The sequence below is a fragment of the Chloracidobacterium sp. genome (genome assembly GCA_016720705.1).
GTDB lineage: Bacteria > Acidobacteriota > Blastocatellia > Pyrinomonadales > Pyrinomonadaceae > OLB17.
Genome location: JADKKB010000001.1, coordinates 346,638 through 359,367, shown reverse-complemented (window position 1 = coordinate 359,367; position 12,730 = coordinate 346,638). Strand labels below are relative to the sequence as shown.

Genomic DNA, 12,730 nt, shown 5'->3' with positions numbered 1-12,730 from the left:
TTGTATTTTATGTCGCAAACTTACATCAACCAACTAAAAGATCACGTCGGCGAGTCGGTCACGCTTAAGGGCTGGCTTTATAACAAACGTTCGAGCGGCAAGCTCGTGTTTATGCAAATGCGTGACGGCACGGGCATTGTGCAGTGCGTTGTTTTTAAGCCTAATGACGAGGCATTGTACGATCTGGCGGACTCGATAGGGCAGGAAAGCTCGATCATCGTCACCGGCACTGTCAAAGAGGACACGCGTTCGTCGATCGGCGTCGAACTCGATGTGACCGCACTCGAAGTTCTGCAAAACGTCCACGATTACCCGATTACGCCGAAAGAGCACGGGACCGAATTCCTGATGGACAACCGCCATCTGTGGATCCGTTCGAAAAAGCAACACGCGGTGCTAAAGATCCGTCATACCGTCATCAAAGCAGTCCGTGATTTCTTTGACGACAATGGTTTTACGCTCGCCGACACGCCGATATTCACGCCTGCCGCGTGCGAAGGCACGACGACTCTGTTCGAAGTTGATTATTTTGGCGACGATAAAGCGTATTTAACGCAATCCGGCCAGCTTTATAACGAAGCGACAGCCGCCGCATTTGGCAAATCATACGCCTTTGGGCCGACGTTTCGTGCTGAAAAGTCTAAGACACGGCGTCACTTGACCGAATTCTGGATGGTCGAGCCGGAGGTTGCTTACGCAAGCTACGAAGATATGATGGACCTCGGCGAATCGATGATATTGTCGATAGTCGAATGCGTTCTGACCGACCGTCAGGAAGAGCTAAAAACGCTCGAACGCGACACGACCGTTCTCGAAGCCATCAACGCTCCGTTCCCGCGACTGCATTACGACGATGCCGTCAAAATGCTGCAAGAGGGCTTTGCCAAGGGCGAGCTTGAAAATAATTTCGAATGGGGCGGCGACTTCGGTGCTCCGGACGAAACATATCTCTCCACACAGCACGGTAAACCGGTTTTCGTCCATCACTTCCCCGCTGCGATCAAAGGGTTTTACTTCGAAGTTGATCCGGAACGCCCGGAATGTGCTCTCGGCATCGACCTGCTCGCCCCTGAAGGCTACGGCGAAATAATCGGCGGCGGCGAACGTGCCGCGAATCTCGATTACCTGATCGAGCAGCTAAAACATCACGGACTAGATCAAGCAACCTTCGAATGGTACCTCGACCTCCGTCGCTACGGCAGCGTCCCTCACGCCGGTTTCGGTATGGGCATCGAACGCTGCACCGCCTGGATGGCCGGCATCGAACACGTCCGTGAGACAATTCCATTTCCGAGAATGTTGAATAGGCTGCGGCCATAGAATTATGTTGACTGACGAAGAAATCGAAGAAATTCTCGCAGACGAGGACTTTGATATCGGTGCGGTCTATGACCTGGGCAACGGAGATTTGGGCGAAAGCTTTAACCTTTGTAGCCCTGAGATGTCCGAAAGGATTCGGCTTGCCTTTGAGGAAGGTATCAACGCGGCTAAACGAAAGCACAAAAAGGCTGGGGCTCCAATGGTAGTCTCGTGGGATGGAAAGAATGTTCACATTCAGCCAAATGAAATGAAGGTAGACTAATTGTGGCATCTAATATTTCTCAGGATGCTTTATAGAGTAATGAAAAAAGTAAGAGTAATGCCTGCGGACGTCAAAAAAATATTTGACGAGATTCAAAAGGATGTTCTTGATCTACATTATCGGTGGCGAGCCTTCGGGGAACTTTATGCCGACTCCAAGGCGATCGACTGCATGAACTACGCGGCGCCGAATTTCTTTACATACATTTACGACGCAATGCTCAGCGATTTGATCTCAGCAATCGCCCGGTTAACGGATAATAAGACGATTGCCGGCAAGGATACGCTTGGCTTCAAGCAATTGATTTACGTAATTGAGCAGACTGGACTAAAAATGCTTCCAAGACAGCTTAATGCAAGACTAATAAAAGCAAACGCACAATTGGATAAAGTGAGACAGCTTAGAAACATGCGTGTATCGCACTCAAATCTTGATATCAGGACGAACCGAACAGCAAAGAAGTTGCCAACACTCCAGAAAAGCGAGCTCCAAAGCATAGTTTCAGACTTTGCCAGGATGTTAAATATAACCGACGAATATTTTGGGGAAGCTCCGATGATGTATCAAGATTTCGATAGGTCAGATAGTGGGAGAAATCTTATTTATCATCTTCAAGTCGCCAAGAAACTGCTTGAATCACCTGATAAGGTCGAACTTCTTACCAAGTTTGCAACCGCGTAATTACGGTGTTATGTCAACATACACAGCAAAAGTAGTTTGGAAAAATGATGCACCGGAGATGTTTGCGGGGAATCAGTATACTCGCGGGCATAGTTGGGAGTTTGACGGCGGGGTGACGGTTCCGGCGTCTAGTTCGCCGCATGTGGTGCGGGTTCCGTTTTCGGTCGAGGCGGCGGTGGATCCGGAGGAGGCTTTGGTGGCGTCGGCTTCGTCGTGTCATATGTTGTCATTTCTTTATGTAGCGGCGAAGGCGGGATTTAATGTTGAGTCTTACGAAGACTACGCCGTCGGCGAGATGGCGACGACCGATACTGGAAGGCAGTGGATATCAAAAATTACGCTCGATCCGCAGATCGTCTGGATCGGCGACGCTCCGACTGCAGACGAACTTGCGACACTTCATCACGAGGCGCACGAAGTTTGCTATATTGCTAATTCGATCAAGTCCGAGGTTGTAGTCAAAGACTAGTGGTTTTGGCGGCGTCCGTGGGGCACAATAGGAAAATGATAACTGAAGAGTGGACCTATCACCGAACCAAGAAATACGACAAAAGCAGGATGCGTTGGCATTTTGTGACGCGTTATTTCTATGTCGCCGATGGACAAGACGAGCCGCGCGAAGTTTATTTTCGTAATGATGACGAAACTGAGTTCGGGATGATCAGATTTGACAGTATCAAAGCATTTCCGTACCGTGATTGGGACTTTCTTAAGAACAAGATCCTCACGAATATTGCTTTCCGCCGCTCTCTGCTAGACAGTGAAACTCGATCGGTCTGGAGGAAGAACTGGAAATAGGATGTCGGAATCTACCGTGATCGAATGTGACGACCTGGATGAGGCCATCGAGCGTTATACGGGCGAACGCGGTTATCGCCTCGATATGATCTTTCCGGCCGATTCTCCGCGTGAGGCCTTGTTGTCGATGGATGGTGAGGTATTTCGGCTCGTACTAGAGAACCACCCCGTCAGATCAGAGCCGCTGCCACCCCTTCTTGGTAAGGAGGAGAGTCAAGAATGGATCAGTGGCAGGGCCGGGATGATGTATCGTGATCTGATCCCGGGCAGGTTGAACGGAAAGGTGATCGCTTCGCACATTCGTTTGCTCGAGGATGGGCCCGTTGCGGATTACGTCCATTATCACAAGATCGAATTCCAGATGATCTACTGCCTCAAAGGCCGCATCGAGGTAGTTTACGAGGATCAAGGGCCGCCATTTTGGCTCGAAGCGGGCGACTGCGTCGTTCAGCCGCCCGAGATCCGCCACCGTGTGCTATTTGCCGAAGGAACTGCCGAGGTGCTTGAGGTGTCGATGCCCGCCGAGCACGAGACGTGGCGGGATCACGAGTTGGAATTACCCAACTCGACCATAAACACAAGCCGACTATTCAAAGGTCAGCCGTTCGTGATCACCAGAAATATTCGTGAATAGCCCGCCGCTGAATTGAATCGAAGTGGGCGATAGAAGGTTTATGGGCCGTTATCGCTTCGGCCTGGCAGTTTCCGTTCCAAACGAAACGGTTCGTTGGCTTCCCCAACGCCCTTCCAACTTACCGCCTGCGTCGACCTTGTATAGCATAAACGAGCAGGGCAAGCCGCCAAATCCGATCGCCGCACGATCGCCACGCCAAATCCCAAATCCGGCAAGGTCCGCTCCGGTCCGCCATATAAACTGATATCCGCTCCCGTTCCTTTCGACGTCGATCGTACCTTCGTATTGCTTACCATAATTGCGCGTGCCGGTGACGTTGTACTTACCGTCAAAATTGCTGCCCTCCAGACGCGTCGCACGCTCACTGCCAAAGGTATTCTCGCCCCACATCGCGATCTTACCGTCGAGCACTCCGTCCGATGCGATACGGTAGAGTGCCACGCCGCAGTCTTTGCCTTCGGAACCCTTCGTGTACGCGACCGCAACGGCGTCGCCCATCTGGACACCGGTGCCCGTGAAATTGCCCTTAGAGGTTTGCCACTTAAAACGATATGCCGCACCGGAGTTTTCGACCGTCAATACTCCCGTAAAGGGAGCTCCGCTATTCTCGTTGGCTCCCTCAATGTCATAGACGCCCGACAATTCTTGCTCGGCCGGTGCGGCCTTCGGATCAGGATTTGGTGTATTGTTTGCGTTCGATAGGTCAGGCCCGGTTTCGCAGGCCAAAAGCAACGAAAATGACAGAACAGCCAATATCGCAAACATTATGCGGTAGCTTTGATATAGGTAGATCATTTGCCTTCTAATTATAAAGAAAATCTTGGATTTAGGCACACGTTGCCAATTCTCGAGCTAAAGTTTTTTATTGGTTCTACAAAGTTGGTGATCACCGGCGTGCTGATGCGCCTGTCATTGATGACACTTACGCCGATCAAGATCACGGCATTGATGTTAGGCATTTCCGTAATCGCGGCTTTTCTTGTAAATTTGCTCTATATGAAACGATATTTTCTTGTCCTGGTACTGCTTGTTACCTCATTTTCGGTCAACGCTGTCGGCCAAGCCCCGATCAAGGATCTCAAGCCGACCGTTATCCTGGTCTCGCTAGATGGTTTTCGATACGATTACCTCGATAAATACGCTCCGCCGACACTGCAAAAGCTCGCAAAAGAGGGCGTACGAGCAAAGTGGATGATCCCATCGTTTCCGACTAAGACATTTCCCAATCATTACACTGTCGCTACGGGATTGTACCCGGCACATCACGGCATTGTTGAAAATAACATTTGGGATTTTGGTGTCATCTTTTCGATGGGAAAACGAGAAGAGGTGCAAAATGGGCGGTGGTGGCTCGGCGAACCGATCTGGGTCACGGCCGAAAAGCAGGGCCAGCGTGCGGGAGCGTTCTTTTTCCCCGGGACTGAAGCCGTGATAGGCGGCAAAAGGCCGACATTTTGGAACAATTACGACGGTGCGATCCCTAATGACAAACGCGTCGACACGATTCTCGGTTGGTTGGATCTGCCGCAGGCCGAACGGCCTACGGTGTACACACTTTATTTCAGCGACACGGACGACGCCGGGCATCGATATTCGCCCGAATCCGAGGAGAATAAGGCGGCCGTTGCCAAGGTCGACGGCGACCTAAAGCGGTTGGTCGATGGGCTAAATGCCCGAAAGATCGGAAAGAAGGTAAACATTATCGTCGTCTCCGATCACGGGATGGCCACCGTTGACCAGAGAAATGCCGTTGTTTTGGATGACTATTTCGATTTTGCCGACACAGACAGGATCTTGTGGACGGGCGAGATCGTGCAGATCTTTCCCAAAGCCGGAAAGGAGATTGAAATATTGGCAGCGTTGAAAAAGCCGGGCATTCATACTACTTGTTGGGCAAAGAGTGATATTCCGGAAAGACTCCATTATAGCGACGGGCCGCGCGTCGCTCCGATCGTCTGTTCGTCCGATCTCGGTTGGATGATGACCAGTCGCGATCGCTACGAACGCACCAAAAAGCAGAGTGATTTCCTGGGACCGCGTGGGGCTCACGGATATGACAATAAATATCAGGAAATGCAGGCAACATTTATCGCTCACGGTAAAGCCTTTAAGAAACACAAGGTGGTCGAGCCATTCTCAAATGTTGAGGTTTACAACATAATGTGCAAGATCCTCGGACTAAAGCCCGCCCCAAATGACGGTGACTTAAACCACGTAAAAAATATGCTTAAATAGTTCGGAGTATCGAGACCGGCCCGAAGGTCGGCTATCACTCGGCGGTCGGGGGATAAGAGTTTCTACGGTTCGCTGACGCGGAACGAGCGAATAGGCAGATGAGACGTATCATCTGCCTATTTTCGTTTTCGCCGGTCGGCCGAGGGATCATTCCGCACCGATCGTCAGCACTGCGATCTCCGGCGGTACCATAAATCTGAATGGCAAGATGCTCTCGCCAACGCCTGTCGTGACAAAGATATCGAGGCCGCTGTGCTTCACGTGTCCCGCAGCAAGGCTCTGACCGTAGCTCGATGGTACGATCGGACGCCCGAGTATCGGCAAACGGATCTGACCGCCGTGTGTGTGCCCCGCGAGCATAAGCTTAAGGTTCTTTGAGATAGGATCTTCGCCGTTTATGATCGGAGCGATGTCCGGACTGTGCTGTAAGACAAGTACGTCACCCTGATCTTCGGTCGGGGCGAGCAGGGCTTTTGCATTTGCCGAGTAAACTTTCCAGATACCGATGCTCAAATGGTCACGCAAGCCCAGAATTCTTAGCTTTTTGCCGTTCTTTTCGATCACGGCGACTTCCCCGTCAAGGATCTTGTATCCGGTCCGAGCAAGGGCGGCCTTGATGGGTTGCGATCCGTAATTGTCATCGTGATTGCCCATCACGACATACACGCCGTATTTCGCCTTCATCCCGGCTAGGTTGTCGGCAATCGTGTCGAGCGGCATCCGCAGATTAGGCCGGCCGAGTTCGTCTTGGCCGCCGGACTCGGAGATGTAGTCGCCGAGGAGAACTATAATATCGGGGTCTTGGGCGTTTGCCGCCTCGACCACTCGCCGGATCTTTGCCTCGTCAACCCCGTTTGAACCGCTGTGAATGTCCGATATCGCAACCACTCGAAAGCCTTCAAACCCTGAGTTCCAGTCTTTGACCTTCACCTCAAATTGATTGACGACCAGCCTACGCGGTTCGATGAAATATGCATATCCGAGCATACCAAGGGAAACGACGAATGCCGCAAGGACGAGGTATGACCATTTTCGGGCCTGACTTTTCATATCGAGCGACCACGAACCGATGTTATCAGGAGAAATATTCGCCCCAGCGGCGATCGACGAGTTCTACGATGTCCTCACGCGGTTCGACGACGTCCGGATACCACGGTTTCATTCGGGCGTCGATCACGATCGGGCCGCCGTAGCCGATGTGATTATTCTGCAGCGTTACCTCGCGGGCGTAAATATCCGATGCGGGGTCAAACCGCGTCCACGTGGCCCAGAGAAACTTTTCAGTTGAGCGGGCAAAAGCGACATCGTCGTGTAAGATCACCATCTGCCATTCGTCAAATTTGCCGCATTTCGCGACACGTTCCGCAAGAGTTTTATCACTTTCGTATGAGCAACCCTCGACAACCAGACATCCGCCGCAGAAGGGTTCGGCCGCGGAAATGCCGTCGGGCAGATCACCGCGAAATTCACGGATCAGTTCCCTTTTTGCTTCACCCGTACCGATCAGCATTGCTTTGCTACCGAAATTGACCTTCCCGCTTGCATAATCGAGGGTGTCAAACGCCGTCTGACTGAAAACAAACAGATCGCGGTGCCAATCAGCACGCGCGAGGATGTACTCAAACAGAGTTCGGAAATCTCGTAGATCCTGAGGTTTGTCCGTCAAAAGCAGAAACTTGGTCAGCGTTAGTTGCCCTTCGCCGAGGATCCGAAATCCTGCCGATAGAGCCTCACGGCCATACCGCTCACGCACGACCGCCGCCGCCAGAGAGTGAAATCCGGTCTCGCCATAGCTCCACAGATCACGAACGGCCGGCATCACAAGCGGGAATAGCGGTGATAGCAATTCCTGCAGATAATCGCCGATAAAGAAATCTTCCTGCCGAGGTTTGCCCACGACGGTAGCCGGATAGATCGCGTCCTTTCGGTGAAAAACGGCGTCAGCACGAAACACCGGATAATCGTGCACTAACGAGTAATAGCCGTAATGGTCACCAAATGGCCCTTCGGGCCGCCGCTCGTGCGGTGCCACCGCTCCGCAGATCGCAAATTCGGCCTCGGCGATCAGACGGTGCCGGTCGGCGCCGAGCGGATTGGCGGCAGTCGCTATCTTGCCGTCCGCCAGCAGCGATGCGAGCATTAGCTCGGGCAGACCCTCGGGCAAAGGTGCGATCGCCGACAATATCAGTGCAGGCGGACCACCGACGAAAATCGTGACAGGCAGCGATTCGTTCCTCTGCTCGGCCTCATAATAATGAAAGCCGCCGCCTTTGCCGATCTGCCAGTGCATTCCTGTGGTGGATTTGTCGTAACGCTGGATGCGATACATACCGAGATTTGGCTTTTTATCGACGGGACTCTCGGTATAAACAAGCGGGAGGGTGACGAAATGACCGCCGTCTTCGTGCCAGAGCTGCAAGAGCGGAAGTTGTTCGAGATCGACCGCCGGTTGCCGTGCGTCAAGAACCGGAGCGTTACGAACAGACTTTGTTCCAAGCTTTGCCGCCCTTACGGCCAGGTCGCGAAACTCCCAGAGCTTACCAAGTTTTGGCGGGATCAGCGTTTCCGCTGCGTGAACCGCTCGTTTTACAAAATCGAGAGGCTTTGGGCCAAACGCCAGGTCGATACGCCGTTTTGTGCCAAATAGATTCGTAACGACCGGAAACTTCGAACCTTTAACATTGGTGAAAAGCAAGGCTTTCCCGTGTTCGTCGATCACACGACGATGGATCTCGGCAATTTCAAGATACGGGTCTACCTCTGCCGAAACTTCGATGATCTCGTTTTCACGCCGCAGCAGTTCGATGAATGAACGCAAATTCTTGTGCATTGGAAACAAAAGCCTGCGAAAAACACGTTAGGCGAACAACCGTCCTATGAGCAATTCGTCCTCTGTGTGTCTTTCGCAGTTCAAATAAATTGTCCTACTTATGCAGGTTCCTTTTGGTCAGATCTAGATCGGCTGCCTTGACGACTTGTACCGTGATACCCGGAAATCGCTTTGCAAGATCATCCTTGAAGATCGAATAGTCGCCGACGATTATGATATCGCCGCCACTGAGTTTTTGGCTGGCGAAATCCATTACCTTCGCGGCGTCAACCGCCTGAACGTTTCCAAGATACGCGTTAAGCGAGCTGGCCGGCAGCGAATTTGAATATAGGTCGAGCACCGCCCCCATCAGTCCGCCATTAGTTTCCAGCATTCGGCCAAAACTACCTATCAACACGGCCTTGCGCGGCTCTAGCTCACTTTCCGCGATCTTATTTTCGGAAAGGTCCCGAATCGCATCCAGCGTCAGGCTCGCAACTTCGGGCACGGACTCGTTCTTCGTCTGAGCATTGGTCGAAAATCTTGCGTCGTACGCCCGCCACGTAAATGAACTGCCGGCACCGTAACTCAGCCCGCGTTTAATACGGATCTCCATATTCAATCGAGATGAATACCCACCGCCAAGCACGCTGTTGAGCACGATCCCGGGGAAATAGTATTTGCCGGTTATGCCTTGATTACGATTTTCATCCCAAACGATACGGCCGGCCCTTTCGATGGCTTTGGCAAACGATACGGATGCCTGGCCCGACTTCGGCAGATCGATCACGAGGATGCGTTTCAATAGCGGTTGCTCACGGTCACTGCGGGCTCTCTCATTTCCGGACGCTATGGACTCGGTAATTGTTGTAATCGGACCCGTCGCTTTTGCCGGTCGGTTGGCCCATTTGCCGAACATCGCATTCGCTTGTGCAAATGCCGTCTCGGCGTCGATGTCGCCAACAAAGACCAGGGTCGCTCTGTCCGGCTGAAATGCGTGATGGTAAAACTCTAGTATTTGAGCTCGCTTAATTGATCCGATGCTCGACAAAGTGCCGCTCGCGGGAAAGCCATTGAAAGAAAAAGCTGTCGCGACGTAGTTGGACAAAAAGCTTGGCTGTTTGAGATTGAATGTCAGTTCGTCGATCGACTGCTTTTTGATGAGATCAAGTTCCTTGACCGGAAACGTCGGGTTGAGGGCGACGTCCGACATTAACGTAAGTCCCTTTGATATCTTGTCGGAGGTGACCTCGATACTGAGGTTCGCCCAATCGAGCCCAACTCCCGTGTTGATCTCTCCCCCGATAAATTCGATCTCATTCGAGATCTGCGACGCCGTTCGGGACTTGGTGCCGCGGGTGAGGAGATTCATTGACATCCGCGTAAGCCCCGACGTCGCAATGGTTTCATAGGTGATGCCGGTATCGACCATTAACTCGACGGAGACGAGCGAAACTCCCTTTCGTTCGACGACCGCTACCGTCAGGCCGTTCGCCAGGCGTTTCTCGTGGATCTTTGGGATCACGGCGGAACGCGGTGCAGAAGGCGGCGGTGGCGTGTCCTGGGCCGGGACGTTCACCACGGAGGCACAGAGCACACACAGTGTTATGAGAAGAGTCATTTTCATTATTTTGCACCTCCGTCGTTCGTGTAATAGATCACCACGCGGTTATTCGCTTTGAAGTATTTTCTCATTACACGCTGGACGTCCGCCGCGGTCACGGCCTGCAGTTCCTGAACAGCGGAATTTACGGCCATTGGGTCGTGACGGTACGCAATGGCTCGTTCTATTGCGATGGCTTTGCTGTCGTTGTCCTCGCGACCGCGAATGGCCCCGGCGACGAGTTGATTCTTGGCCTTTGCCAGTTCATTGGCAGTAACACCGCGTGTCTGTATTAACGTCAACTGTGCCAGCAACGACGTTTCGAGTGCTTTGGCAGTATTGCCCTCCGATGCGATCGCCGAAAAGTATAGAAGCCCGCCATCGACCTTATTGTCGATAGTGAAGGACGCTTCTTGAGCTATCTGTTGTTTGTAAACCAAGTTGTCGTACAATCGCGAACTCTCTCCCTGAGATAGTATCTTTTCGGCCACCTCGAGTGCCGGAAGATCACTGCTGTCGGACGATGGCCCGAGATATGTGATCGCTACTGCCGGAAATGGCACATTCGGTGCAGTCTTCTGATAACGAACTTCTTTTTCACGAGCAGGTTCGGTGACCGTAACTCTCGGGATCGACGCATCAGGACGTCTTATACGACCAAAGTATTTATCAGTCCACGCGTCGAATTGGGCCTGTTCGAAATCACCAACGACGATGAGAAATGCATTGTCGGGGCGGTAATAGGTGTCATAAAAGACTTTAGCGTCGGCGGGTGTCGCTGCATTTAGTTGTGCCAGATCGCCGATGACGCCACGTTTGTAAGGGTGCGTGGTGTATGAAAGGCTCGAGATATACTCGTAGAATTGCCCGTAGGGTTGGGCAAGCACACTCTGACGGTATTCCTCTTTGACGACGTCGCGCTCGGAATTAAAATTCGCGTCATCAACGTTGAGATTGACCATCCGGTCGCTTTCGGCCCAAAGCAGTGTTTCTAGATAGTTCGACGGCACGACCTCATAGAAATTTGTGAAATCGTCCCAGGTCGATGCATTGTTAAATCCGCCAACATCTTCGGTCAGGCGATCCATCTTCTCATTCGGCATATTCTTGGTCGATTTGAACATCATATGCTCGAACATATGTGCAAATCCCGATTTGCCTTGAGGATCATTCTTTCCACCCACGTTATACCAGACGTGAATGGCGACAGTGGGCGATGTGTTATCTTGCAGGTAAACGACCTTTAGCCCGTTTGCCAATGTCCGCTCCTTGATATTCAGCGGGGCAACCTTGACCTGTGCCAAACCGGCAATTGCCAACGTCAACACGATCGCCGAAAGCAAGAATAGAGTATTTAACCGTTTCATAAGCATTTCCTCGATGAGGCCAACCGTATATTACGATATCAACGGACCAAATGTTACAATCCGCCGCTGAGACCTAGGTGCAACCGTTGCCAAGGCTTAAAATGAGATGTTTTGACACCAAATGGGCTTCGAACTACTTTGCGTAATCGAAGAAGCCCTTTCCGCTCTTTCGGCCGTGCCAGCCGGCATCGACGTACTTTTTCAGCAGTGGGCACGGACGGTATTTCGGATCGCCAAGACCCTCGTGCAACACGTTTAGAATTGCGAGACAGACGTCCAGCCCGATAAAATCCGCCAGCGTCAGCGGTCCCATTGGGTGATTCATCCCTAGTTTCATTATCTCGTCGATCGACTCGGCAGTTGCGACGCCCTCGTATAGTGCAAAGATAGCTTCGTTGATCATCGGCATCAGCACGCGGTTAGATATAAAACCCGGCGAATCATTACACTCGACCGGCACCTTGCCGAGCTTTTCGGAGATTTCCTTAACTTTTGCGTATGTGTCGTCACTTGTCGCGATACCACGGATAACCTCGACTAGCTTCATAAGCGGAACCGGATTGAAAAAGTGCATTCCGATCACCTTTTCCGGCCGCGACATAACTCCGGCGATCTTCGTGATCGAGATCGACGACGTGTTTGACGCCAGGATAGTCTCAGGTGGACAGATTGAGTCAAGTCGTTGAAAGATCTGCCGCTTAATATCGAAATTCTCCGTTGCCGCCTCGATTATTAGAGTGCATTTCGTGAGGTCTTCCATCTCGATGGTCGAACTGATACGCCCGAGGACCTCATTCTTCTGTTGCTCGGTCATCGTCTCTTTTTTAACAAATCGATCGAGACTCTTTCCGATATTCACGACGCCGCGGGCGACAAAGTCCGCTGAAACGTCGCATATAATAACGTCGAATCCGGCACTTGCCGCAGTTTGTGCGATGCCGTTGCCCATTGTGCCGGCTCCGATAACTCCAATTAATTCATTCATAATAATAAAAATATTTGTTTTCTAAATTATTGCCGT

General features: G+C 51.8%; 13 protein-coding genes. 7 read left to right on the top strand and 6 right to left on the bottom strand.

The window, feature by feature from the left end:
- Nucleotides 1-9 precede the first annotated feature (9 nt).
- Genes asnS through IPQ00_01670 form a run of 6 tightly spaced genes read left to right on the top strand, consistent with a single transcriptional unit; the run spans nt 10 to nt 3,695 of the window.
- Nucleotides 10-1,320 (top strand): asparagine--tRNA ligase, encoded by a 1,311-nt coding sequence (gene asnS / locus IPQ00_01695; protein ID MBL0239280.1) that lies wholly within the window; start codon nt 10-12, stop codon nt 1,318-1,320.
- A 4-nt stretch (nt 1,321-1,324) separates the two neighbouring features.
- Nucleotides 1,325-1,582: a hypothetical protein gene (locus IPQ00_01690; protein ID MBL0239279.1), complete on the top strand. Its 258-nt coding sequence runs from the start codon at nt 1,325-1,327 to the stop codon at nt 1,580-1,582.
- A gap of 39 nt (nt 1,583-1,621) precedes the next feature.
- Nucleotides 1,622-2,263, top strand: a complete 642-nt coding sequence (locus IPQ00_01685; protein MBL0239278.1) for a hypothetical protein — start codon at nt 1,622-1,624, stop codon at nt 2,261-2,263.
- 10 nt (nt 2,264-2,273) lie between these two features.
- A complete protein-coding gene (locus IPQ00_01680) occupies nt 2,274-2,732 on the top strand; it encodes an OsmC family protein (protein MBL0239277.1) in 459 nt (152 codons plus the stop codon).
- Between the two features lie 35 nt (nt 2,733-2,767).
- Nucleotides 2,768-3,061 carry a hypothetical protein gene (locus IPQ00_01675; protein ID MBL0239276.1) on the top strand — a complete coding sequence of 98 codons (294 nt, stop codon included), beginning with the start codon at nt 2,768-2,770 and terminating at the stop codon, nt 3,059-3,061.
- Nucleotide 3,062: 1 nt separating this feature from the next.
- Nucleotides 3,063-3,695, top strand: coding sequence for a cupin domain-containing protein (locus tag IPQ00_01670; GenBank protein ID MBL0239275.1), 633 nt, complete (start codon nt 3,063-3,065; stop codon nt 3,693-3,695).
- 48 nt (nt 3,696-3,743) lie between these two features.
- Here IPQ00_01670 and IPQ00_01665 read toward each other — a convergent pair whose 3' ends face one another.
- Nucleotides 3,744-4,490 (bottom strand): hypothetical protein, encoded by a 747-nt coding sequence (locus tag IPQ00_01665; protein MBL0239274.1) that lies wholly within the window; start codon nt 4,488-4,490, stop codon nt 3,744-3,746.
- A 42-nt stretch (nt 4,491-4,532) separates the two neighbouring features.
- Here IPQ00_01665 and IPQ00_01660 point away from each other — a divergent pair, with 42 nt between their 5' ends.
- Nucleotides 4,533-5,930 (top strand): alkaline phosphatase family protein, encoded by a 1,398-nt coding sequence (locus IPQ00_01660; protein MBL0239273.1) that lies wholly within the window; start codon nt 4,533-4,535, stop codon nt 5,928-5,930.
- Nucleotides 5,931-6,077: 147 nt separating this feature from the next.
- Here the strand turns inward: IPQ00_01660 and IPQ00_01655 are convergent, their stop codons facing one another.
- The 5 genes from IPQ00_01655 to IPQ00_01635 all read right to left on the bottom strand — a co-directional run bounded on the left by IPQ00_01655 (nt 6,078) and on the right by IPQ00_01635 (nt 12,694).
- Nucleotides 6,078-6,980, bottom strand: coding sequence for a metallophosphoesterase (locus tag IPQ00_01655; protein MBL0239272.1), 903 nt, complete (start codon nt 6,978-6,980; stop codon nt 6,078-6,080).
- 25 nt (nt 6,981-7,005) lie between these two features.
- A complete protein-coding gene (locus tag IPQ00_01650; GenBank protein MBL0239271.1) occupies nt 7,006-8,760 on the bottom strand; it encodes a UbiD family decarboxylase in 1,755 nt (584 codons plus the stop codon).
- A 94-nt stretch (nt 8,761-8,854) separates the two neighbouring features.
- The gene (locus tag IPQ00_01645) at nt 8,855-10,360 is read right to left on the bottom strand and encodes an insulinase family protein (GenBank protein ID MBL0239270.1); all 1,506 of its coding nucleotides are present in this window, start codon (nt 10,358-10,360) and stop codon (nt 8,855-8,857) included.
- A 5-nt stretch (nt 10,361-10,365) separates the two neighbouring features.
- On the bottom strand, nt 10,366-11,715 hold the full coding sequence (locus IPQ00_01640; protein MBL0239269.1) for an insulinase family protein: 1,350 nt from the start codon (nt 11,713-11,715) through the stop codon (nt 10,366-10,368).
- 127 nt (nt 11,716-11,842) lie between these two features.
- Entirely contained in the window at nt 11,843-12,694 is an 852-nt protein-coding gene (locus IPQ00_01635; GenBank protein ID MBL0239268.1) for a 3-hydroxybutyryl-CoA dehydrogenase, read from the bottom strand.
- Nucleotides 12,695-12,730 lie beyond the last annotated feature (36 nt).

What these genes read in the sequence shown, in the direction of transcription:
- asnS (MBL0239280.1), top strand. Translation starts at nt 10, where the DNA reads ATGTCGCAAACTTACATCAACCAACTAAAAGATCACGTCGGCGAGTCG.
- IPQ00_01690 (MBL0239279.1), top strand. Translation starts at nt 1,325, where the DNA reads ATGTTGACTGACGAAGAAATCGAAGAAATTCTCGCAGACGAGGACTTT.
- IPQ00_01685 (MBL0239278.1), top strand. Translation starts at nt 1,622, where the DNA reads ATGAAAAAAGTAAGAGTAATGCCTGCGGACGTCAAAAAAATATTTGAC.
- IPQ00_01680 (MBL0239277.1), top strand. Translation starts at nt 2,274, where the DNA reads ATGTCAACATACACAGCAAAAGTAGTTTGGAAAAATGATGCACCGGAG.
- IPQ00_01675 (MBL0239276.1), top strand. Translation starts at nt 2,768, where the DNA reads ATGATAACTGAAGAGTGGACCTATCACCGAACCAAGAAATACGACAAA.
- IPQ00_01670 (MBL0239275.1), top strand. Translation starts at nt 3,063, where the DNA reads ATGTCGGAATCTACCGTGATCGAATGTGACGACCTGGATGAGGCCATC.
- IPQ00_01665 (MBL0239274.1), bottom strand. Translation starts at nt 4,490, where the DNA reads ATGATCTACCTATATCAAAGCTACCGCATAATGTTTGCGATATTGGCT.
- IPQ00_01655 (MBL0239272.1), bottom strand. Translation starts at nt 6,980, where the DNA reads ATGAAAAGTCAGGCCCGAAAATGGTCATACCTCGTCCTTGCGGCATTC.
- IPQ00_01650 (MBL0239271.1), bottom strand. Translation starts at nt 8,760, where the DNA reads ATGCACAAGAATTTGCGTTCATTCATCGAACTGCTGCGGCGTGAAAAC.
- IPQ00_01645 (MBL0239270.1), bottom strand. Translation starts at nt 10,360, where the DNA reads ATGACTCTTCTCATAACACTGTGTGTGCTCTGTGCCTCCGTGGTGAAC.
- IPQ00_01640 (MBL0239269.1), bottom strand. Translation starts at nt 11,715, where the DNA reads ATGCTTATGAAACGGTTAAATACTCTATTCTTGCTTTCGGCGATCGTG.
- IPQ00_01635 (MBL0239268.1), bottom strand. Translation starts at nt 12,694, where the DNA reads ATGAATGAATTAATTGGAGTTATCGGAGCCGGCACAATGGGCAACGGC.